The organism is Oceanobacillus limi (assembly GCF_900111445.1).
Lineage (GTDB): Bacteria > Bacillota > Bacilli > Bacillales > Amphibacillaceae > Ornithinibacillus > Ornithinibacillus limi.
Map to the genome: position 1 here is coordinate 107087 of NZ_FOHE01000011.1, position 22062 is coordinate 129148.

A 22062-nucleotide genomic window follows, 5' to 3' on the forward strand; every position below is an offset into this window, starting at 1 on the left:
ATATAGGATTTGACCATTAATTTTCTATTTTCGTTAATTTTCTTGTTTTCTCAGCTATTTCTTCTGGATCAACTTGGATGCGAGCAACCCCAGACTCCATCGCAGCCTTTGCAACACTAGAAGCTACGAGCGGTGCGACACGCGCATCAAACGGGGCAGGAATTACATAATCCGGATTGATATCTGCTTCACTAATAAGGGAAGCAATAGCTTCAGCTGCAGCAACTTTCATCTTCTCGTTAATTCTAGTCGCCCGAACATCTAATGCCCCACGAAAAATACCTGGAAAGGCTAAAACATTATTCACCTGATTAGGAAAATCTGATCTTCCTGTTCCAATTACCTTTGCACCAGCTTCTTTCGCATCATCTGGCATGATTTCAGGATCCGGATTTGCCATTGCAAAGATGATAGGATCCTCGTTCATTTTTTGTACCATTTCTTTTGTTAAGGCTCCACCTACAGAAACACCAATAAACACATCTGCATCTTCAAGCATTTCTTCAAGGCTTCCTTCTTTTTTATCTAAATTTGTAAATTTAGCAACCTGATCTTTCACGTCATTCATTCCGTAAGGTCTTCCTTCAAAAATAGCACCTCTTGAGTCACACATAACCATATCACGGACACCGAAATGATATAATAATTTAATAATAGCAATTCCTGCAGCTCCAGCACCGTTTGCGACTACTTTTATATCCGAGAAAGATTTCCCTACTAACTTCAATGAATTAATTAATCCAGCAACTGTTACGATTGCCGTACCATGCTGATCATCATGAAAGATTGGAATATTGGTTTCTTTTTTTAAGCGATCTTCAATAATAAAACAATTTGGCGCAGCAATATCCTCCAAGTTTACTCCACCAAATGTAGGCTCCATCAATTTAACTGTTCGTACGATCTCCTCTACATTATGTGTGTCTAAACAAATTGGAAATGAATCTACTCCAGCAAAACTCTTAAATAGAACGGATTTCCCTTCCATAACTGGTAATGCCGCTTCAGGCCCAATGTTTCCAAGTCCTAATACTGCCGAACCATCACTTACTACTGCAACCATATTTCCTTTCATTGTATAATCGTAAACTGTTTCCTTACGATCGTGTATTTCCTTACAAGGTTCGGCAACACCAGGGGAATATGCTAGACTGAGTTCTTTTGCATTTCGAACTGGTACCTTTGATTGGGTCGATAATTTACCTTTATTGACTTTGTGCATTTGTAATGCTTCATCACGTAAATTCACTTTATTCTCTCCTTTTGCAGTAGAAGGTATAATTTATGATAAATAGGTGGTCAGACCACTTAACTATTACATTATAACAGATCAAAAACGTCTGTAAAGTATAGACAATTTGCCTCTTTAAAAATAGCCGTATTCGCATTTTTTGCTGCGCATTATGTATATACTGCGACGCAACTTTTGGTTTCACCCAATGGAAGTATTGTTAGAAAGTCGCTACGTCAGATGTTCACTTTCCGCGGATTGCCTGAGCCTAAATATAAAGGAATGAGGTTCCACTTCGTCATTGATGAGGATCGAGGTTCCGCTAAATCACAAAAATACCGCCCAAACCAGGTGTATGAGGATCCTCGTTCCTCTATTAGTCATAAATCAGTGTAAATTATACTAAATATAGGTGAATAAAGGAATGAGGATCCAAAACCATGCTCCGAAAGAATGATATCGGCGATTTAGCGGAATGAGGATCCACCTCGTCATTGATGAGGATCGTGATTCCGCTATTTCGACCCAATGGTGGTCAAATGAATCCTGCTTTCTCCCATTGGCGGATTACGTATTCCACCATCAGCTTCATTTTTGAGTACATTTCTTACGTCGCATAATACATCTACTACGTATCAACATGAAAAAGCAAATCGTTTTGAAAACATTGTTTATTTTTCTAAAACAACACTACTTCTTCCAAATTTTTTATTTAATGCCTGTAAGCAGGCGTAACTTGGATCGACATTATAGTCGTAGGATAATTGATAGGTTCTCTTTTGTTCTTCTTGGTAAATAATAATCGGAGTATTACCAGGGTATTCCTGAGCTAGTCCTTGTATGAATGACAAAGCATCTTTTTTCGTTTGTTCGGTTAATTTGATAAATAAGCGCTTTTGCACATTTGTTGCAAGCTTGTCCCTATTAAACTTAACAACCTCTGATAGAATCCACTGTAGCTTACCATTTCTTTCTTCTATCTTACCCGAAAAAACAATTATTACCTCTTCAGCTAACCAACGGTTTATTGTACGATAAGTATCTGGGAACACAACTGCATCCATTTCACCTGACTCATCACCAAGTGTTACAAACGCCATTTGGTCACCTCTTTTGGTACGAATAGCCTTAATTGCTTGTACAATTGCTACACCTCTTACATGTTTCTTCCCTACTAGACGCTTCGATTGATCTAATGAAACAAACCCATTCTTTCGTAATAGAACACGCTCATCTTTTAAAGGATGACTAGAGATATAGACCCCTAATAGGTCTTTTTCATCGGACAATTTTTTCATCTGACTAAAATCTTCTATATCTACATAGTTTACATCTAGCTCCAATTGATCCTGAAAAAGACTTGGTTGATCAGAGAATTCCTTAAACAATTCACCCTGTTCAATTGCTTGATCAATAGAAGCTAATAGACTTGCTCGATTACTATACGTATCATCAAAAGCACCAGCCATTATCAGCTGTTCTATAGTAGACCTGTTAATCGCTTTCTGTGAAACTCGCAGGCAAAAATCAAACAGATTTTTAAATGGACCACCATTTTTACGTTCTTGAATAATTTCTTTGATTACCTGATTGCCAATTCCCTTAATCGCGAGTAACCCCATTCGAATACCATTATCTTCAACAGCGTACTTACCGTAACTTCTATTAATGTTTGGAGCAAATATAGGAATACCTAGATTTTTCATTTCGTTCACATACACATGTATTTTATCGTGTTGATTGACAATGGAACTTAATAATTCCGCATAAAAATTCTTCGGATAATGTGCTTTTAAGTAAGATAACTGATACGCAATTTTACTATAAGCAACGGCGTGGCTTTTAGGAAAGCCATAGTTCGAAAACTTAACAATCCAGGCAAATAATTCTTCACTAACTTCCCTTGTATATCCGTTCTTTAAACATCCTTGTATAAAGAGTTGCTTTTGTTCTTCCATAATCGCCTGTTGTTTTTTACTAACCGCTCTCCGTAATATGTCTGCCTCTCCGTAGGAATACCCTGCAATACGATTAGCAATCTGCATAATCTGCTCTTGATAAATAAGTACACCAAAAGTAGACTCCAAGATGGATTTTAAGTCAGGATGAGGGAACGTCGTTGCTTTTCGCTGATGTTTCCTATCGATATATACAGAAATAAATTCCATCGGTCCAGGTCGATATAATGCATTAACGGCAACGATATCGTCAAACGAAGTTGGTTTTAGACGCGTTAATACTTGTTTCATCCCCTCAGATTCCAACTGAAATATCCCATTTGTTAGTCCCGCTTGTAATAATCGAAATGTCTCACCGTCGTTCTCGGGAAATTCCTCTAAACTTATCGTTTCCTTTTCCGTGTAGGAAATAGATTGTAAAATGCGTTCCAGTAATGTTAGGTTGCGCAATCCCAAAAAATCAATTTTCAATAACCCAATTGACTCTAGGTCTGTCATCGTAAATTGGGTTAGACTCGTTTCATTTGTCCCAACCGTCAAGGGAACATGTTCGATAAGTGGCTGTTCACTGATCACAACCCCTGCTGCGTGTGTAGAAATGTGTCTTGGTAACCCTTCTAAAACAACAGCAATTTGGAATAATGTCTTTAGTTTTTCTGAGTGCTTTATATAATTCTTTAACTCTTCGGAAGCTTTCACATGTTCTACTAATGTCTTAGATGACTGCGTTGGGATCTCTTTTAAAATAAAATAGGCATCTTGTTGGTCAACATCTAAACTCTTGATTAACTCTCGTACAAGAGAGCGTGCGGCATATGTTCCAAACGTGATAATTTGGGCAACATGTGCTTGCCCATATTTACGACGCACATATTCAATTACTTCATCACGCCGCTGATCAGAAAAATCGATATCAATATCCGGCATGGTAACTCGCTCAGGATTTAAGAAACGTTCAAATAATAAATCATGTTTCATTGGATCGACGTCAGTTATACCTAAAACAAACGCAACAATTGAACCAGCAGACGATCCCCTCCCAGGTCCAACCACAATGTTATTTTCCTTTGCATACTTAATAAAATCCCAAACTATTAAAAAGTAGTCACTAAAATCCATTGATTGAATGACTTCCAACTCATAATTTAGTCGATTCGTAACGTGTTCGTCTACCACTTCATACCTTTGTTCAAGGTTTTGCCAACAAATTTTTTCCAGATAGGCATGCGCAGAGACTTCCTCTGGAACTGGATAGGCAGGTATCATACGCTTCTCAAAATCGAAGCTTAATTCACATTTCTTTGCTATATTACCGGATTCTAGTACTACTTCCTTCCATGAATCATGAAACACTTGCTCCATCTCTAGTGACGAACGGAGGTGATGTTGCTTTTTTGTAGGTTTAGCATGTTCGATGGACCACTGCTTTCCATGCTTTAATGCTTGCAAGCAGTCAAATGCAATATCCTCATTTTCATTTAAATAACATACATCATTAATGGCAACTGCTTTCGTCTGGTATAATTCACAATAGGCTTTTGTTGCATTATGAATTGCATGGTCATTCTCTTCCCCATGATCTTCCACTCCTAAGTAAAAATCCCCAGGAGCAAACATCGCTTCCCAAGTATCTAAATATTGTTTTACCCGATCATAAGAGGTAGACGTTATTCTAGTTTTCAACTTACTGCTATGAATAGGTAGAATACATAATGTACCCTCCGTATATTCTTTAAGTTTCCCTTTCTCTATCCCCTTTTGTTGTCTTGTTTGGATTGTGGTGCTTAATTTCACCAACTGCTTGTATCCATGATTGTTTTTCGCTAACAGTACACAGGACTCATTCTCTTCGTCCGTATTAAATACGGTAACAGTCATTCCTATAATAGGTGTAATTCCAAACGTTCGACATGCTTTATAAAAAGGAATTGTACCATATAATACATTTTCATCGGTTAATGCCAATGCATCAAATTGCAACTCGCTAGCTTTTTTCACTAATTTTTCAATCGTTATTGTACTGTTCATTAAGCTGTAACCACTTTTAACTTGCAAGTGAGTGAATGACATCGTATCCCGCCCTTACCTTTCACTATCAACCCGAATAACGGGAATGTTTCTTCTATTATAACGAATCTATATCCATTCTGTATATCAACATACCTTTAACATAACTTGTCTACTCATTTCATAGAATGAAAGAAGTACAGAACAAAAAGGGAGCGTCTAAAATGGAGGAAAGATTCTTTGCTTCTTTGATACATTGTTTTTTTATAGCCTTTGGAGTAATTATTGGCGGAACTCTGATAGGAAGTATTGGTGCCTTCGCAACTGGAGATGCTCCATTTACAGAAATGAACCGATTGGCAAAAAAACTCCGGATATGGGCAATTGTAGCCGCAATTGGTGGAACATTTGATGCTATCGAAAATTTAGAAAAAAGCTTAGGTCCCGATGGATCTTCCATAGATATTGTCAAACAAGGGTTACTAATTCTATCAGCTATGGGTGGCGTGAAGGGTGCTATGTTATTAATCGGTTGGCTTATACAGGAGGAGATTACCTAATGCACATTCCACCATATCATAAAAAGCCTGGCTGGCAACGTTTTTTAGCAGGTGTATTCTTTGGTGCATTAATTTCCTATTTCGTTGTCATCTTTATGTATGGAACCATGTATGAGCGATTAGTGGAAGAGAATAGTACATTGCAATTAGAATTATCAGAGGCTAATAATCGAATTGATGCATTAAAAGAGGACAATCAAAGCTTGGACGAACAATCCAAAAAACCTATGACAGTCGAAAACATTGAATTAGAAATAACTAATGCAGAAGACATGCGAATCGACACATTACTACTTGTTCAGCTAGAACAAATGGTACAAGAAGAAATCAAACATATTATTGGACAAGATATTAATGTAGTTAATGAAAGCAATGAATTGTTATTAGCTACAATTGAAAATAAGAATTTTAAGGTCGATGATTTCACTTACAACTTTGAAATCAAACGTTTATTCATTTCTAAAAATGTAAAAATAAGTGCTGAAGCAAAAATTTCCAATTAATAGGCATTGTGAACATTTCATGAAACCCTTTCCTATACTATAGAGATTATGAGAATTTTCTTGTAAAATATAAATGTAGAATCATATTCTTTCATTTACATTTATATACTCTAAGGAAAGGGGTAGATCTAAATGTTAGTCTTACACGAAAAAAGAATTTGCGAGCGTAAAATGAACCAGTTAAAAAATGGGTACTCTGCTTACGCTGAATCTAGAGAAGTCATTCGGTTGATAAAAAGAGAAATCTTAAAGAACAACATGGACGTTTACTATGATGAAACACCGAATGGATGTTGGTTTATTCCAATGAAAGAAAGTATGAGTAGTTAGTGATATGGATGATAAATACACAACAATTCAATCAAAAGATTAAATAGCATTGATTATAAACACCGTAATCAATGCTATTTTGGTATTATTTTATTTTTGACAGGCTATTTCCATATCATTAATGACCTGCTCTGCTTCATCCCAAGAGTAAACTGTGGCCCCTGATGCCAATGGATGTCCACCACCATTATATTTGGCAGCAATTTCGTTGATAACAGGACCTTTTGAACGGAGACGTACACGAATTAATTCGTCCTCCTCAATAAAGAAGACCCATGCTTTAATCCCTTCAACATCTCCTAAAATTCCAACTAGCATTCCAGATTCTGAAGGACTCACATTGAACCTTGCTAAAATATCCTTTGTAAGTTTAATGGAACTAACACCATTTGCTGATAAGGTAAAGTTTTGCAAAACGTATCCTCTAAGTCGTGCAATCGTATCCTTCACATTATACATGCCCTCATATAACTCTGGACGATCAAAATCATATGTTACTAAATCAGCTGCATACTGAAGCGTCTTTTTTGTTGTACTAGGAAATAAGAACCTACCTGTATCTCCAACAATTCCCGCATAAAGAAATCGAGCTGCCGCATTAGTTAGTTGGACACCCGCCTCCTGGTTTTCTTTATAAAATTCATAAATCATTTCACTTGTTGAGCTAGCAGCAGTATCAACCCAAGCAATATCTCCATAAGGGTCAACATTTGGATGGTGGTCAATTTTAATAATTTTATTTCCCATAGTGTATCGCTGGTCATCGATTCGTTCTGTATTAGCGGTATCACAAACGATAACTAATGCGTTCTGATAAACCTCGTCTGCTATTTGATCCATTTCAACCAAAAATGTCAACGATGGATCATCCTTACCAACGATAAATACTTTTTTACTCGGAAACGATTCTTTGATTATTTCTGCTAGTCCTGCTTGGGATCCTAAAGCATCAGGATCTGGTCGCACATGACGATGAATAATAATGGTATCATATTGTTCAATAGTTTTTCTAATTTGATTTGTAGTCACATTACTTCTCCTTTATATGTAAATTAATTGTCATATCTCCTTCTAGCGTTATTTTCCAAAACAAGCTACAATGGAAGAAGTGTAACGTTTCGAATCTTTGGCTAGGAGTAGATGAACGAATGATCATATTTCCAATACTAATCGTCTTATCTGCCGTTTTATATATTTATTATAAAGTGGCTATTTTGAAAACAAAAGACGGATTAACACAGGCATACTTTAATGCGAAATCTCGCATTTGTTTAGGCAGTTTTTTGCTACTTTTTGGAATCAATCAATATGTATTCTACGGTACAAAAATATCCCTATTTATCGGGATTGTTTTTATCATTATTGGTGGGATGCAAGCTGTACGTGGTTTCAAAGAAACAAAACATTATCGTAGAGAGTGGCGACGCTTAAACCCGGCTGACTAGAATAACTAGTCAGCTTTTTTATTGAGGGTTTATCGATCCATAATCTGTGCCATTAATAATGCTTTCCCAACAATTTTACGTCCATTAAATACTTCCACATCTATTTTGGCATACATTCTTCCTGCTTCAAGAAGCTTTGGCTTCAGTATTACATAACTATCAATAGGAACCGGTTTGATAAAGTAAACCGTTAAATTCTCAACTACGAGCTCCCCTTTTTTAACATGAGCAAGCATTCGACTACTAGCTTCAGATACTAAGGAAGTAAATACTCCGTTTGATAAGGTTCCTAATTGATTGGTCATCTGCGGAATAACCTTGGCTTGGTAGGTAGGTGCTTCATCCTCCAGTTCGATCATATTGCTAGAAACAATATCATCGATCGTCTCTCCTATTTGTGGTTGACGTTGAATTTGCTGTAATGCTTTGATTACATCCTGTCGCGAAACAACTCCCTGCAGAACGGAAGATTGATCAACGACTGGAACAACTTCAATACCTTCCCAAACCATCATGTGTGCCACATAGGCTAGTGAAGTTTTTGATTGAACAACAATTGGATTTTTCGTCATAACTTTTTCGATTAATAAGTCACTCTCTCTTCCAATAATATCCTTTGATGTGACAATTCCAATCACACGCTGTTTGTCATCTAATACAGGAAAGCGTGTATGCTTCGACTGTTCATTTAATTCATACCAACGTTTCACCGTATCCTTTGCAGTCAATGAAAAAGCTTCATCGGATGGAGTAAAAATATCGCCTACGAATACAATTTCCTTTTTAATTAGCTGATCATAAATTGCCCGGTTGATCATCGCTGCTACCGTAAAGGTGTCATAGCTCGTGGAGATAATGGGAAGTTTTTTTTCATCTGCTAACTTCTTAATATAATCCTCCGTATCAAATCCACCTGTAATCAGGACTGCAGCCCCTTCATTTAAAGCCAACTCATGCGCTTTTACACGGTTACCTACAATAAGTAGGGAATCTGCTTCTGTATAACGCATCATTGCATCCAATTGCATGGCACCAATAACAAACTTATTAAGTGTTTTATGCAGTCCTTCCCGCCCACCTAGTACTTGTCCATCAATAATATTAATTACTTCTGCAAAGGTTAAGCGTTCAAAATGTTCTTTTTTCTTTCGTTCAATTCGGATCGTTCCCACTCGTTCGATTGTACTAACGATTCCCTGGTTTTCTGCTTCTTTTATTGCCCGGTATGCAGTCCCTTCACTAACATTTAAATGCTTTGCTATTTGACGAACGGATATTTTGTTACCAATGTCTAATGAGATAATATGTTGGATAATTTGTTCATGTTTTGTTGCCATGTTTGGTCACCGACTTTCAACTGTACTAGTCCAATTATTTACTATTATTATACAGTTGATTCCTCAGAACCTCAATTAATATTGGCGTTGACGCTGTCGGTATTGTTCCTGTTCCATTGCAGGTGGTGCTGTCATTTGGAGTAGTGTTGCAAAATTTGCCCCAACTACTAATAGGAAAAAGACAAGCCATGATCCCCAAAATATAGCCTCCATCTGTGAAGATGCTTCTGGGATAAGTGGCCAAGCAAAATATAGAAAAAAGCCTGCTAATAATAGTCGTAGTATTGCATAGTGTCTCATGGTAATTCCTCCCCCTTTCTTACTTAATACATATTTATGACATAAGAGACTCAATCAGAACCTTGTACCAAGTAATATAAACAGGAAAGCAGAATGACAATTCCTTTGCCATTCTGCTATCTTTCTGAGAAATAAGTGGTTACTGTCAGAGAAAGGGAAACGGAATCTTCTCGTTGGTTAACAGAGATCGAGTCTATCGTTATAAGTCGTTCACTCTCTAACAAGGAACCTAAAAACAAATTAACGTTAATTAATTTATCTCCTGAAACCTCTATGGAATAACTTGTATTACGAACCTGCGCCGACTCTTCCTCCATTACTTCCCCAATCGATGAGATGGATTCAATAACTACATTAGCATTAGATGCAGCCGTATGAAACGTTGATAAAACATTGTCGGGAGATTTTCTATTTGGGATCTGTAAAGCAACATAGGAAAGATCCTCATCTATATCTTCTGTTTGGCTGACAAGTGCATCATAACGCGTTTCAAACATGGTTACTTGTTGCTCAGTGGAATGAAGTTGGTCTTCTAATGGATGGATTACCGTTATGAAACAAATCCCATAAAAAACCAAGGCTGACACAATTAATCCTAGCCAAATAACAGTATTAATTCTTTTCCGTTTAGCCATTATCACCAAGCTCCTCTCGTAAAACATCACCATTTATCGTAACCGATAAGGTTGCTTGGTACTGCTCTCCCATGTTGTTTATATTAGAAATCTGCGCATCTAGAACATATGGTTTATTCAATAATTGGCTGACATACTCTGCAATAGCATCTACCTTTCCAAAATTTGCTTCTAACAGAAAATGACCTTCGTCAGAAAACGTAAAACTGGATAATTGAGCAGTTGTCTCCAAGGAATTCAATGTATCCTTATATAACGCAACATTTGGAATAGTTTTATTCTGAATTGCATTTACTCTATCCTGTAGTTCCAATAATTCTTGTTCCGTAGCTGTCTCCTGATTATAATCTCTTAGTAAATTTTCAAATTGGATTAATTTATTCTCTTGAGCAACAATTTGTTTCTCTAATTCCCCCTTTTGAATATATAAGATCACCGAAACAGCTGCTAGTAGTAGCAGGAAACCCACACCCATAACGAAGGGAGCATAATTCTTTTTTGGTTGTTGTTCTAAAAGGTTTATTTCTGTATTCATTTATTGCTCCCCTTTACGAACTTCCGGTTTCAAAGCTAGTCCAAGTGCATCAACAAACTTTATTGGTAATTCTTCTCTGATATTGTGTAACGGAATAGTAGTAACGTTTTTCAATTCTTCCCTAACAAGTTTTAAAAAGGGAAAATCTCCCGTAAGTAAAAGTAAGTTAATATTTGCTTCCCCTTTTGTAATCGAATATTGATAGAAATCGATAATCCGAGTAATCTCCCTCGTATATTCAGTAATAACTTGTTTCGCCTGTTCACTATCCACCTCGTCTAAGGCTTCTATTTTCATGTAACGTATAAAAATCGCTTTATGATCACGATATGCAGTCAGTTCCAGTGCATCTTGATTCCAATGTATATGCAACACATTCTCTTTTTCCTTATCACGTTGTTGATAGTAGTAACGGTATACAGATAGCGATGTTAAGTCAACCGCTACTGATTTCAGTCCAGCCTCCTTGAAAACGGCTTGAAATGCAGTAATTTTTTCTTTCGGATAAGCAAAGAGAAGAATATTTTGGTTTTCCTGCTCTTTTGATAAAAATTCGATCGCAATTGAAGGATCAGCAAATGGCAAATGAATACTTACACCGATTTGATTCCTTACATATGCATTCGCTTCTTCTTTAGATAATGCTGCAGAAATTTGCATTTGCCTGATTACAACCGTATCATCTGGAATACAAAAATAAAGATTTTTACCTTTCCATTTATGTTTTTTGACTAGCTTATTAATGATTTTTGAAAAGGCAACATCCTTATCTATTTTCCCATCCTTAATAACTCCTTCTGGCAATTTCTCCTCCCCAAAAGCTAACGTTCCCTTTTTATTTTTTTTAGGATATGTATAACGCAAGAAGCGATTTGTGATAACAATATTAATTCTACCCTTACTAAATAACCCCACCTGCTATCACCTACCTACATAATTTTAGTTAAAGGACTATGAAAAAAGTTTATAATTGAAAGAAATTGATATACCAATCAATTAATTTTTCGCCATAAAAATAAGTTAATAATGTCGCTAACACTATATATGGACCAAATGGCACTGGTTGGTTACGTTTAATAAATTTAATAAGAATTAATACCACACCGAATACTGATCCAATGATGCATGATAAAAAGAAGGTTAAAAGTACGTTTTTAAATCCAAGTACGATACCTAGCACTGCAAATAGTTTCATATCGCCAGCGCCCATCCCACCACGGCTGATTAGGATTATGATAGCAATAATACCCAAACCACTTATAGCACCAGTTAAAGATGACCACCAAGGGTCCAGTGGTGTAATAATACGTAGAATCACAAATAATGGCAGGAAAAACAATAATACTTTATTTGGTATTAACATGTACTTAATATCTGATACTACTATAATCATTAACATGGACACTAGTAATAGTGACGTTATCAATTCCATCGTAAATCCATACTTTACGTAACTTAGTGAAAACAAAATTCCAGTTGAAAGCTCTATGATTGGATACATCATAGAAATTTTTGTTTTACAATTTCGGCATTTTCCACCTTGAAATATGTATGATAAAACCGGGATAAGTTCATACCATGAAAGCGTTTGTTTACAATGCGGACAAATGGAGCGGTCATTGGTGAAAGGTTCGTTTTTTGGCACGCGGAGTCCGACAACATTGTAGAAGGAGCCAAAAATTAGGCCGAAAAGGAAAAATAATGTAGAAATTAATATATACATATTTAAGTCCCCAATATACAATATTTAATAAATCACCCTCACATAGGTAAGGGTGATTTTATCTATGGAGTTGATTCTCCACTTGCTGCATTATAACTAAATGTACCACTTGACTTTGATACTGTTCCTTTAAATTCCGTCTCATCATAAGGGTTTTTTGGAATATTTTGTAAATACCCAGCATTATGAAGAGCTTCCGGAGTCATATCATCAGTAAAATCACCACTAACATCAGCGAGCCTAGCAGCATTTAGGATTAATTCAATATTTGCATTATAAGCATCTTCCTTTGAATCATCAATTACATTCCCAATAGCAGGTACAGCAATCGCCAAAATTATCCCTAAAATAGCAATAACTGCTAATAGTTCAACTAAGGTAAAACCTTTTTCTTTCTTCCACTTCTTCCAAACTTGTTTTAACATATAATTCCCACCTTATCATTAAGATTTTATTTATGTTAAGACATTCGTTGTCGGTTGCACTACTTACTCACGACTATCCAAGTGCCCAAAAATAGAGATAGTCAGTCATCATATCATACAATTGTCCTAGTTATATTATAATGTATGAGTAGACAAATATCCACAACATTTTCAAGAAGAGATTACATACGTCCTACAAAATAATACATAATCACTGGAGATTTTCAAATAAAGAAAACATTGGTATGACAACAGCAGCTATAATACTTCCTACCATAACGGTTAACACAATAATCATGAGTGGTTCAATCAGTGTTTTAATTCGGTTCGATAACTGATCAACTTCCTCCTCATAGAAATCAGAGACCTTTTGTAGCATTTGGTCAAGTGTTCCTGTTTTTTCCCCAATTTGAATCATTTGTGTAACCAATGTCGGAAATGCCCAGTGTCCTATCATCGGCTTGGTAATAGATTGACCAACTTCAAGGGATTTACGCGATTGCTCTAATGTAGATTTTATTACCCTGTTGCCTACAACTTTTTCGGTAATCTCGACTGATTCTAAAATGGGAACAGCACTATTTACTAACGTGCTTAACGTTTGGGTCATTCGTACTAATGCACCTTTATGAACCAATATACCTAAAAAAGGAAACTTCATTTTTACAATATCCATTCGATATGCGAACTGATCATACTTCTCATGCAAATATTTATAAAGTATGATGGCTACTAAAATTAACATTAGAATAATCCACCAGTAAGTACCGACGATCTCACTTAAATGTAAAATAAAAAGGGTAAATGCAGGAATATCTTCACCAAATGAATTAAACATAGTAATAAACTGTGGAACAACAAAAACCAATAGGAAAATGCTTAATAATAGTGTAATCACACCTACTACACTAGGGTAAATTAACGCAGATACGACTTTTTGTCTATTTTGGTATTGCTTCTCAAAATAATCAGCCATTTGGTTTAGAATTTCATCTAACTTACCACTAGCTTCACCCGCACGAATCATATTAATTAATAAAGGTGGAAAAATTTTCGGATGCCGTTCGGCCGATTTAGAAAGTGCTTGTCCTTGATCTAGCTGTTGATCAATATCCGCTAAGGCATTTTTTAACGGTTTACTTTCCGTTTGTTCAATCATTGTTTTTGTAGCTTCTGAAATAGAAATGCCTGCATGTATTAATGTTGCATATTGCCTTAAAAATAGTACAAAATCCTTATGATTTACCTTTTTCGTAATGGTAAGATCCTTGTTCCATAGCTTTGTTTCTTCAATTTCTAATATAACAAGTCCATTTTTTTCTAAAGCCAATAGTGCTTCCTTTTTTGTATTTGCATCAATCTTCCCTTTTACTTTTTCTCCAGAGGAATTTTTTCCACTATATTGGAAATTCATGTTTAATTACTCCCTTCGTGAATAAAAGGAGAAGCCGATTCATAAGAAATTTGATCCTCTTGAAGCAAACGTTTAATATCCATTTCCAACGTATGCATACCTTGATCTTTGGATGTTTGTAAAACATTTTGCACTTGATGAAGTTTTTCGTTTCGAATCAAATTTTTAACTGCAGATGTGTTTACTAATACTTCCGTTGCCACTCTTCTTCCTTGATTATCACTTGTTATCAATAAGCGTTGGGAGATAACCGCTTTTAGAATGCTTGATAATTGTATCCGGATTTGCGTCTGTTGTTCGGCTGGGAATACATCGATAATTCGTTCGATCGTCGAAACTGCACCAGTTGTGTGAAGTGTTGCGAATACCAAATGCCCTGTCTCAGCAGCTGTAATTGCGGTTGATATCGTTTCTAAATCTCGCATCTCCCCAACTAGAATGACATCAGGATCTTGTCTTAAACTAGCACGTAAACCTCCGGCAAAACTATTTGTATCAAAACCCACTTCTCGTTGATCAATTACGGATTGATCATGAGCGTGCATATACTCAATTGGATCTTCAAGTGTAATAATATGCTTTTTCATTGTTCGATTCATGTAGTTAATCATAGAAGCGAGTGTTGTACTTTTACCACTACCCGTTGGACCGGTAACTAAAACTAGTCCCTGCTCGTAATTAATTATCCCTTTAACAATAGACGGTAGATGTAACTCCTCGATTGATGGAATCTGGGAGGGTACGATTCGAATTGCCAATGATACATCTCCACGTTGATAAAATGCATTAATACGAAATCTAGATAAGTCACGAATTCCATAAGAGAAGTCTAGTTCGCGATTAATCACTAGTTGCTCCAATTTTTCTTTTGAGAGTATGGACTGGACAATTTGTTCCGTATCTTTTTGTTCTAATTTTTTCATATTTTGTTCTGTTAATCTTCCATTCACACGATAAATAGGAGCTTTTCCAACAGTTAAGTGTACATCAGATGCTTTTTGATTGATTGCTTCGACTAACCACATCTCAAATTGCTCTTTCATATCTAATCCTCCTAGACGCTAATGGATACTTGCATAATTTCCTCCATAGTCGTTAACCCATCTTTCATTTTCTGCAGTCCATCCTGAATGAGAAATTCCATCCCTTGCTCTTTAGCATAAGCTCGCAATTCAGATATCGATTTATTATTCAGTAACATACTACGCATTCTATCATCAATTACAAGAACCTCATGGATGGCAATTCTTCCCCTATATCCATTATGATGGCAGGTGCTGCATCCCTCTCCAAAATAAACGCGATCTACTTCCATTCCATTTTTAGCATATATTTCTTTTTCCATTTCGGTTGGTTTACGATCTGCTATACAATCCCGACAAATTCTTCTTACCAACCGTTGTGCAACCACACCTGTCAAAGATGACACAACAAGATACGGTTCAATTCCCATATCAATTAACCGAGGCACTGTATCTAATGCGCTATTTGTGTGCAATGTACTAAAAACTAAATGGCCGGTCAACGAAGCACGAACTGCAATTTCAGCTGTTTCTTGGTCCCGGATCTCCCCAACCATAATAATATTTGGATCTTGACGTAGAATGGAACGTAACCCATCCGCAAAAGTTAAGCCAACTGCGCTGTTTACTTGTACCTGGTTAATTCCTTCCATTTGATACTCAACCGGATCTTCAATCGTAACAATGTTGACATTTTCTTTATTTAAATAATTAAGAGCTCCATATAATGTTGATGTTTTACCTGAACCAGTTGGACCTGTTAGCAGAACTAAACCAGATGGCTGCTTGATTAGTTTTAGGTATTTTTTATAATTTTCTGCTGAAAAATTTAATTCGCTCAAATTCATTAATGCATTATTTAAATCCAATATTCGAATCACTATTTTTTCACCATGAACCGTTGGAAGAGATGAAATACGCAAGTCTACTGGTGTGACACCAACACTCGTTTTAATTCGACCATCCTGAGGTAATCGGGTTTGCGTAATATTTAAGTTGGCCAATATTTTTATCCGAGCGATGAGTGAATTTTGTAAGAACTTTTGAACAGTCTTTTCAGTATGTAGTCTTCCATCAATACGATAGCGAATGTGTACATCTGCTTCATGTGGATCAATGTGTATATCACTAGCTTTCAGTTGGACACCTGTAGTTAAAATTTGATCTAATAGCCGTATAATTGCCTCTTCATCATCTTCAGATGTGTTTTCGATCATGGACTCTGAGTTCTGATTATAATAATATTTGTTTATAGCAAAAAGAATATCATCCTTTGTAGCAATGACGGGTTTAATATTAAACCCTGTAGCCAATTCCAAATCATCAATGACATAGTAGTCCATCGGATCTTTCATTGCCACTAGTAGAGCATTGTCCTCAACCTTTAAAGGAATGATATAATTCTGTTGCGCCATTTCCTGAGGTACAAATCCTAGTACGTGTTCATCAATTGGATACTGATAAAGAGAAACATGCGGTATGCCTAACTGAAATTCTAACACTTCTATTAATTGTTGTTCTGTTATATATCCACGCTTGAGCATTACATCTCCAAGCTTTTGATCTGGCTTTTTGTCCTCTAACGCTTCCTGGATTTGGTCTTCTGTAACCAGACCCGCATCCTTTAATAGGTCTCCTAGGCGTTTACGCTGCGCCATATCTTCGCCTCACTTTCTAGTTTTGCGTTAACGCAATTGTTACGCTGCTGTTTTCTACAACTTCTTTCCCACGAGCAGTTCCAATACTGTCAAATTCAATAACTATCTCCTCTAGATCATCCGTACTTGTGTAATGCAATGTAGGAAGTACTAATTCAAAATACCTATTCCCATCTTCAATTACTTTTACCCCACTTAGTGTATCGTTAAGCGTATTAATTTCCGAAATTAAATCTTGAATACTCCCTTCATCTACTACTTGTTGAAAGAGATCTCGGTTTTCTTCGAAGTGATATTGGTAATAGTCTATCCCCATTTCAGCAATATTCGTTGCATCCATGTTATCCTCCATAATTACAATCTGCTTTGTTGTATTTGAAACTTGATAGAACAAAGTCATTATAAATAATAGCAATAAAGTTATGAGAGAAAGTGTTAATACTAGTGCAGCACCATGCTCATTTTGAAGTTTACTCATCGAGTTCACCTTCTAAATAAATATATGTATCGCTGAAAATCCTTCCTGGGTCATCTGTTTGATGAATCTGTATTTGTGTCCGATACAAGTCTAACTCTTCTTCCTTACATCCACGGATAACTGGATAATAACCTTCTAAGTATATAAATTCGTTACTTATGTTTCGAACATCAAATGGATCACTCATGGCTGGACAGGAAGTATTAAAGTTGGTGTGTATGTTTGAATGGTTTTCTAAATCAAAAATGACTTGATCCATCAAGTTGCCTGATTTCAATTGTCCTTCTGATTGATTTGTCCAATTTATTATTTGTGGAAAAATAGGTAAAAATATTGCAATTACCATGCTTAATAGTGCAATAGATGCTATAATCTCAATAAGAGTAAAGCCATCGCGATTAACAATCCATTTTTTTATTAACATAGAGTTCACTCCACGAACGTGACTTTCTTCCTATTATATCATTATACTGGACGTGAAAAAACATGATAATTCGACAATTTAAAAATGAAAAAGGAATAACTTTGATAGAATTACTTGCTGCACTTAGTTTACTTTCAATAGTTATCATTCTATCAGGCTCTCTTCTTTCTCAAATCATGAAGGGAGAGGGGTCCTCAAGTAGTCAGGTTTCCATTAATCAAAAAACCAATGTGCTTATTAACGAACTCAGAGAGAACTATTTAAACAGGATCGACAACCTTTCAAGCGACACATTCAACCTTTGTTTTAGTGGTTATGAGGATATTTCTGTTATAAAAGTTGTTATTAATAAAAATCAGGAGTTAAATATCATTGATAATTGCATTGAGGGGATAAAGAATCAAAAAAATCTTCCAATCCGAATTGTTACTAGAAATAATTTAGGACAAGAGCTAACTGTCGAAACGGTTTTTAACAAAATGGAAGAATTAACAATGAATATAAATTTAAACAATAACGAAGATTTTGATAGTAAGGATGACTTCGAATCGATTACAAATGACAAGTCTGGTTATTCCCCTGGAGACACCCAAGAAAATTGCAATTTTATTGGGTATACAAGTTTTACACAACATCAAATTGGTCCCTGGAATTCGTGTAATAACCCAACAGTTGTCGATGGTAGTGCATGGTTTAAAAACAACATTTCTTTCCATAGTACTATACATTTTACAAGTGGTATTAACTTCTTCGCTGATAATATATTCAATTTAGAATCAAACTCAGAATTAACGATTGAGAATAATGCACGTTTGGAAGGACAATCAACTTTAAAATCTAATAGTAAAATGACGGTTAATAATTTATTAATTTTGGATAAATTTACTTTACAGTCCAACTCTCAACTAAATACACAAGGTGGATTCAGAGTGGACGGACCTTTAACCGTACAAAGTAACAGTAAAATGTTAATTGGAGGACATTTCTTCAGCCTAAATAATACTATTTTTCAAGAAAACTCCAATATAAATATTGATAAAAACGCTACCTTTGAAGATAATGTCACATTAATGGGAAATAGTAATCTGACCATTAAAGGAAACGCTGATTTCTATAAATCCTTGCACTTTCAAGAAAACTCTAGAATTACAATCAACGGCGATTTGCACGTAAGAGGTGATTTAACACCGGAATGGGGAGCTGGAGCCATTTGTGTTAAAGGAACCGCAACCTTTGATAGAGACTTATTTTCAAATCTGAAAATAAATGAAGATGCAAATGCATGTTATTCACCAGCTGGATATAATATTTATATCATTAATTAAAGTAAAAGTGAGCTTTTATAGCTCACTTTTACAACTCCAACTCATCACCAACATTCATCACACGCCCTTCACCTGTCTTCACGCTTTGTGCAAATTCCTGTGGATCTTGTTCAATTACCGGGAACGTATTGTAATGTACAGGCACCACCATTTTCGCTTTGATCCAATCTGAAGCAACTAATGCATCATCTGGTCCCATCGTGAAGTTATCTCCAATTGGAACGAATGCAAGATCGATGTCATTCATCTCTCCATACATTTTTAAATCAGTAAACAATGCCGTATCACCTAAGTGATAAATGGTCTTACCTTCAATTGTTAGTAAGATTCCACCAGGCATACCGGTGTAAATAATAGATCCATCTTCCTCTGTATAAGAAGAGCCGTGGAAAGCTTGGGTGAACTTTACGTGTCCAAAGTCAAAATTTCTTGCTCCTCCAATATGCATTGGATGTGTTTCAATACCTTTTTGTCCAAGGTACACCGCTAACTCATTTGGAGCTACCACTAATGCACCTGTTCGTTTTGCGATCTCAACCGTATCTCCAACATGATCATTATGGCCATGTGTTAATAAAATGAAATCAGCCTCGACAGTATTGGGATCCAAATCACATCCATCATTCCCAGAGATAAATGGATCGATCAAAATAGAATGTTCCTTTGTTTTCACTTGTACCACGGAGTGTCCATGATAGGATACCTTCACAAAAATCTCTCCTTTTTAACAGTGTTACTATCTCTATTCGATAAAAAAGCGCAGAATCCTTTTAAAAATAAAATGGATCTTCAATCAGTCGTTTTTTATCTCCCACTGATTGTTAAATGAACGAACCGGATATTTGATTTTCAGTTGATCCCCCATTTCAACTACCAGGTAAAACCTTAAATACCACTAGAATGATTACTGAAAATTTTTTGGAAGACATTTCTAGCCTTTCTAAAATTATTTAGAAACATACATCTACTTATATTCCTATATCATTACTGCCCCTATCCAAAAAAACAGCGAATGAAGAACACACTGTTTTTTCATGGGTTATAATATAAAAAAGACTTCCCATTATCCATGAGAAGTCGCTCTAAAGTTATTCCAAATGTCCCATCACATTGTCATATTCAAGACCGTGTGCTTCTGCGACTGCTTGATACGTTACATATCCTTCAATTGTATTAATTCCTTTAAGAAGAGCAGCATTATCTAAACACGCTTGCTTATACCCTTTGTTAGCAATTTGTAAAGCATATGGAACTGTAACGTTCGTTAAGCCAATCGTCGAAGTACGTGGCACTGCTCCTGGCATATTCGCTACAGAATAGTGTACAACACCATGTTTTGTATAAGTCGGGTTATCATGAGTAGTTATGCGGTCAACTGTCTCAAATATACCCCCTTGGTCAATTGCCACATCCACAATTACGGAACCTTCTGGCATAGCCTGTACCATTTCTTCCGTAACCAATTTCGGTGCTCTTGCTCCTGGAATTAATACAGCTCCAATAACTAAGTCAGAATCCGCTATTGAATCCGCAATATTCATTGGGTTTGACATAATTGTGTTGATATTTGTACCGAATATATCTTCTAATTCACGTAAGCGCTCTGGGTTTAAGTCAATAATAGTAACATTTGCACCTAGTCCAAGCGCAATTTTAGCAGCGTTCATACCAACGACACCACCACCAATTACGGTAACTTTGGAACGTTTTACTCCAGGAATCCCACTTAATAAAACACCTTTTCCACCTTTTGATTTCTCAAGAAATTGTGCACCAATTTGAGAAGCCATTCTTCCAGCAACTTCACTCATCGGTGTGAGAAGTGGTAATCCACCATTATTTAATTGAACCGTTTCATAAGCAATACCAATGACTTTTTTATCAATTAACGCTTTTGTTAAACCAGGTTCTGCTGCTAAATGTAAATATGTAAATAAAATTAAACCTTCATAAAAATAATCATATTCCTCAGGTAATGGTTCTTTAACCTTCATTACCATCTCTTGTGACCAAGCTTCCTTTGCCGTTTCTACAATTGTCGCTCCTGCTTCAAGGTACTGTTCATTTGTAAAACCAGAGCCTAACCCAGCACCATCCTCCACAACCACGACATGCCCATCAGATATTAATGATAAAACCCCAGCAGGAGTAATTGCTACTCTATTTTCGTTATTTTTTATTTCTCTTGGGATCCCTATATACATGATTTCATCCTTCCCACTAAAGTAATAATGTAAGCACTTACATTGTACCAAAGTATGCCAAAAATTGCATCTTCCTCTTTAATATATTCGATAAATCATAAAATCGCAAGCGCGTAATTTTAAATCAGATAATACTAAAAAATTTGTACATTATATATGAGAAAATTTATCCCTCGCTAAGGGCTTACAAATGCCTTCGTGGTACTATGTACGAAAAAACAATCCACCCATGACAGAGTGGATTGTTCCGGATCATTCTTAGTTCTTTTGATTATTGAAATGCCATACACCAATATTATTGTGTTTTTGATCCTCCACGACGCCACTTTGATAGCTTTCAAACAACTGGTTTTGAACAGCTGCTACACCTTTTCTATCCTCTACGACTTTTTTGCTATTCTTTTTAGCCAAATTGTTCACCTCCAACAAATTGAAACCCAAATCTTAGAGTTTCCTTATTAGTTTGTGCAAGAATCCATATTATTGTCATGTTTTCTTTTACCAAATGTAAGCGCTTTATAGTATAATGAATATGTAAGATGAACTGG

23 protein-coding genes and 1 riboswitch are annotated in these 22062 nt (G+C 36.0%); of the genes, 5 read left to right on the forward strand and 18 right to left on the reverse strand.

What is annotated here, in order from left to right; translation table 11 throughout:
* Positions 1-16: 16 nt before the first annotated feature.
* Positions 17-1249, reverse strand: a complete 1233-nt coding sequence (gene ystJ, locus BMX40_RS12760) for an NADP-dependent malic enzyme (protein WP_090870493.1) — start codon at positions 1247-1249, stop codon at positions 17-19.
* Between the two features lie 653 nt (positions 1250-1902).
* The gene (dnaE, locus tag BMX40_RS12765; RefSeq protein WP_090870495.1) at positions 1903-5259 is read right to left on the reverse strand and encodes a DNA polymerase III subunit alpha; all 3357 of its coding nucleotides are present in this window, start codon (positions 5257-5259) and stop codon (positions 1903-1905) included.
* 161 nt (positions 5260-5420) lie between these two features.
* Between dnaE and ytrH the strand changes: the two genes are divergently transcribed.
* From ytrH to BMX40_RS12780, 3 genes are all read left to right on the forward strand, one after another.
* Entirely contained in the window at positions 5421-5756 is a 336-nt protein-coding gene (ytrH, locus tag BMX40_RS12770; RefSeq protein ID WP_090870497.1) for a sporulation membrane protein YtrH, read from the forward strand.
* Positions 5756-6259 (forward strand): sporulation membrane protein YtrI, encoded by a 504-nt coding sequence (ytrI, locus tag BMX40_RS12775; RefSeq protein ID WP_090870499.1) that lies wholly within the window; start codon positions 5756-5758, stop codon positions 6257-6259. Before ytrH ends, ytrI begins: the two co-directional genes overlap by 1 nt.
* 132 nt (positions 6260-6391) lie before the next feature.
* The gene (locus tag BMX40_RS12780) at positions 6392-6589 is read left to right on the forward strand and encodes a YtzJ family protein (protein WP_090870501.1); all 198 of its coding nucleotides are present in this window, start codon (positions 6392-6394) and stop codon (positions 6587-6589) included.
* A gap of 90 nt (positions 6590-6679) precedes the next feature.
* Here the strand turns inward: BMX40_RS12780 and BMX40_RS12785 are convergent, their stop codons facing one another.
* Positions 6680-7618 (reverse strand): DHH family phosphoesterase, encoded by a 939-nt coding sequence (locus BMX40_RS12785; RefSeq protein WP_090870503.1) that lies wholly within the window; start codon positions 7616-7618, stop codon positions 6680-6682.
* A gap of 119 nt (positions 7619-7737) precedes the next feature.
* On the opposite strand from BMX40_RS12785, the gene BMX40_RS12790 reads away from it, so the two are divergent.
* Entirely contained in the window at positions 7738-8034 is a 297-nt protein-coding gene (locus BMX40_RS12790; RefSeq protein ID WP_090870505.1) for a YtpI family protein, read from the forward strand.
* Between the two features lie 29 nt (positions 8035-8063).
* On the opposite strand, the gene BMX40_RS12795 is transcribed toward BMX40_RS12790, so the two are convergent.
* From BMX40_RS12795 to BMX40_RS12850, 12 genes are all read right to left on the reverse strand, one after another.
* A complete protein-coding gene (locus BMX40_RS12795) occupies positions 8064-9371 on the reverse strand; it encodes a DRTGG domain-containing protein (RefSeq protein ID WP_090870507.1) in 1308 nt (435 codons plus the stop codon).
* A 75-nt stretch (positions 9372-9446) separates the two neighbouring features.
* Entirely contained in the window at positions 9447-9671 is a 225-nt protein-coding gene (locus BMX40_RS12800; protein WP_090870509.1) for a hypothetical protein, read from the reverse strand.
* Positions 9672-9787: 116 nt separating this feature from the next.
* Positions 9788-10306: a type 4a pilus biogenesis protein PilO gene (gene pilO, locus BMX40_RS12805; RefSeq protein WP_170840784.1), complete on the reverse strand. Its 519-nt coding sequence runs from the start codon at positions 10304-10306 to the stop codon at positions 9788-9790.
* Complete coding sequence (locus BMX40_RS12810; RefSeq protein WP_090870513.1) at positions 10299-10841, reverse strand: hypothetical protein; 543 nt, start codon at positions 10839-10841, stop codon at positions 10299-10301. The genes pilO and BMX40_RS12810 overlap by 8 nt, the downstream gene beginning before the upstream one ends.
* Positions 10842-11756, reverse strand: a complete 915-nt coding sequence (gene pilM, locus BMX40_RS12815; RefSeq protein ID WP_090870515.1) for a type IV pilus biogenesis protein PilM — start codon at positions 11754-11756, stop codon at positions 10842-10844.
* Positions 11757-11805: 49 nt separating this feature from the next.
* Positions 11806-12564 carry a prepilin peptidase gene (locus BMX40_RS12820; RefSeq protein WP_090870517.1) on the reverse strand — a complete coding sequence of 253 codons (759 nt, stop codon included), beginning with the start codon at positions 12562-12564 and terminating at the stop codon, positions 11806-11808.
* 62 nt (positions 12565-12626) lie between these two features.
* On the reverse strand, positions 12627-12989 hold the full coding sequence (locus tag BMX40_RS12825) for a prepilin-type N-terminal cleavage/methylation domain-containing protein (RefSeq protein ID WP_090870518.1): 363 nt from the start codon (positions 12987-12989) through the stop codon (positions 12627-12629).
* A gap of 40 nt (positions 12990-13029) precedes the next feature.
* Positions 13030-13114, reverse strand: a riboswitch (cyclic di-GMP riboswitch).
* A gap of 86 nt (positions 13115-13200) precedes the next feature.
* Positions 13201-14403 (reverse strand): type II secretion system F family protein, encoded by a 1203-nt coding sequence (locus BMX40_RS12830; RefSeq protein ID WP_090870520.1) that lies wholly within the window; start codon positions 14401-14403, stop codon positions 13201-13203.
* A 2-nt stretch (positions 14404-14405) separates the two neighbouring features.
* A complete protein-coding gene (locus BMX40_RS12835; protein ID WP_090870524.1) occupies positions 14406-15446 on the reverse strand; it encodes a type IV pilus twitching motility protein PilT in 1041 nt (346 codons plus the stop codon).
* 11 nt (positions 15447-15457) lie between these two features.
* Positions 15458-17083 carry a GspE/PulE family protein gene (locus tag BMX40_RS12840; RefSeq protein WP_090870525.1) on the reverse strand — a complete coding sequence of 542 codons (1626 nt, stop codon included), beginning with the start codon at positions 17081-17083 and terminating at the stop codon, positions 15458-15460.
* 16 nt (positions 17084-17099) lie between these two features.
* Positions 17100-17561 carry a hypothetical protein gene (locus BMX40_RS12845; protein ID WP_090870527.1) on the reverse strand — a complete coding sequence of 154 codons (462 nt, stop codon included), beginning with the start codon at positions 17559-17561 and terminating at the stop codon, positions 17100-17102.
* Positions 17554-17985 carry a type II secretion system protein gene (locus tag BMX40_RS12850; protein ID WP_090870529.1) on the reverse strand — a complete coding sequence of 144 codons (432 nt, stop codon included), beginning with the start codon at positions 17983-17985 and terminating at the stop codon, positions 17554-17556. The genes BMX40_RS12845 and BMX40_RS12850 overlap by 8 nt, the downstream gene beginning before the upstream one ends.
* 62 nt (positions 17986-18047) lie before the next feature.
* On the opposite strand from BMX40_RS12850, the gene BMX40_RS12855 reads away from it, so the two are divergent.
* The gene (locus BMX40_RS12855) at positions 18048-19310 is read left to right on the forward strand and encodes a prepilin-type N-terminal cleavage/methylation domain-containing protein (protein WP_090870531.1); all 1263 of its coding nucleotides are present in this window, start codon (positions 18048-18050) and stop codon (positions 19308-19310) included.
* A 28-nt stretch (positions 19311-19338) separates the two neighbouring features.
* Here BMX40_RS12855 and BMX40_RS12860 read toward each other — a convergent pair whose 3' ends face one another.
* The 3 genes from BMX40_RS12860 to BMX40_RS20325 form a co-directional block, all read right to left on the reverse strand.
* Positions 19339-20019, reverse strand: coding sequence for a metal-dependent hydrolase (locus BMX40_RS12860; RefSeq protein ID WP_090870533.1), 681 nt, complete (start codon positions 20017-20019; stop codon positions 19339-19341).
* A gap of 379 nt (positions 20020-20398) precedes the next feature.
* Positions 20399-21514 (reverse strand): alanine dehydrogenase, encoded by a 1116-nt coding sequence (gene ald, locus BMX40_RS12865; RefSeq protein ID WP_090870535.1) that lies wholly within the window; start codon positions 21512-21514, stop codon positions 20399-20401.
* Positions 21515-21772: 258 nt separating this feature from the next.
* A complete protein-coding gene (locus BMX40_RS20325; RefSeq protein ID WP_170840785.1) occupies positions 21773-21925 on the reverse strand; it encodes a hypothetical protein in 153 nt (50 codons plus the stop codon).
* Positions 21926-22062: the final 137 nt, after the last annotated feature.

What these genes read in the sequence shown, in the direction of transcription:
- dnaE (WP_090870495.1), bottom strand. Translation starts at nt 5,259, where the DNA reads ATGTCATTCACTCACTTGCAAGTTAAAAGTGGTTACAGCTTAATGAAC.
- ytrH (WP_090870497.1), top strand. Translation starts at nt 5,421, where the DNA reads ATGGAGGAAAGATTCTTTGCTTCTTTGATACATTGTTTTTTTATAGCC.
- ytrI (WP_090870499.1), top strand. Translation starts at nt 5,756, where the DNA reads ATGCACATTCCACCATATCATAAAAAGCCTGGCTGGCAACGTTTTTTA.
- BMX40_RS12780 (WP_090870501.1), top strand. Translation starts at nt 6,392, where the DNA reads ATGTTAGTCTTACACGAAAAAAGAATTTGCGAGCGTAAAATGAACCAG.
- BMX40_RS12790 (WP_090870505.1), top strand. Translation starts at nt 7,738, where the DNA reads ATGATCATATTTCCAATACTAATCGTCTTATCTGCCGTTTTATATATT.
- BMX40_RS12795 (WP_090870507.1), bottom strand. Translation starts at nt 9,371, where the DNA reads ATGGCAACAAAACATGAACAAATTATCCAACATATTATCTCATTAGAC.
- BMX40_RS12800 (WP_090870509.1), bottom strand. Translation starts at nt 9,671, where the DNA reads ATGAGACACTATGCAATACTACGACTATTATTAGCAGGCTTTTTTCTA.
- pilO (WP_170840784.1), bottom strand. Translation starts at nt 10,306, where the DNA reads ATGGCTAAACGGAAAAGAATTAATACTGTTATTTGGCTAGGATTAATT.
- BMX40_RS12810 (WP_090870513.1), bottom strand. Translation starts at nt 10,841, where the DNA reads ATGAATACAGAAATAAACCTTTTAGAACAACAACCAAAAAAGAATTAT.
- BMX40_RS12820 (WP_090870517.1), bottom strand. Translation starts at nt 12,564, where the DNA reads ATGTATATATTAATTTCTACATTATTTTTCCTTTTCGGCCTAATTTTT.
- BMX40_RS12825 (WP_090870518.1), bottom strand. Translation starts at nt 12,989, where the DNA reads ATGTTAAAACAAGTTTGGAAGAAGTGGAAGAAAGAAAAAGGTTTTACC.
- BMX40_RS12830 (WP_090870520.1), bottom strand. Translation starts at nt 14,403, where the DNA reads ATGAATTTCCAATATAGTGGAAAAAATTCCTCTGGAGAAAAAGTAAAA.
- BMX40_RS12835 (WP_090870524.1), bottom strand. Translation starts at nt 15,446, where the DNA reads ATGAAAGAGCAATTTGAGATGTGGTTAGTCGAAGCAATCAATCAAAAA.
- BMX40_RS12840 (WP_090870525.1), bottom strand. Translation starts at nt 17,083, where the DNA reads ATGGCGCAGCGTAAACGCCTAGGAGACCTATTAAAGGATGCGGGTCTG.
- BMX40_RS12845 (WP_090870527.1), bottom strand. Translation starts at nt 17,561, where the DNA reads ATGAGTAAACTTCAAAATGAGCATGGTGCTGCACTAGTATTAACACTT.
- BMX40_RS12850 (WP_090870529.1), bottom strand. Translation starts at nt 17,985, where the DNA reads ATGTTAATAAAAAAATGGATTGTTAATCGCGATGGCTTTACTCTTATT.
- BMX40_RS12855 (WP_090870531.1), top strand. Translation starts at nt 18,048, where the DNA reads ATGATAATTCGACAATTTAAAAATGAAAAAGGAATAACTTTGATAGAA.
- ald (WP_090870535.1), bottom strand. Translation starts at nt 21,514, where the DNA reads ATGTATATAGGGATCCCAAGAGAAATAAAAAATAACGAAAATAGAGTA.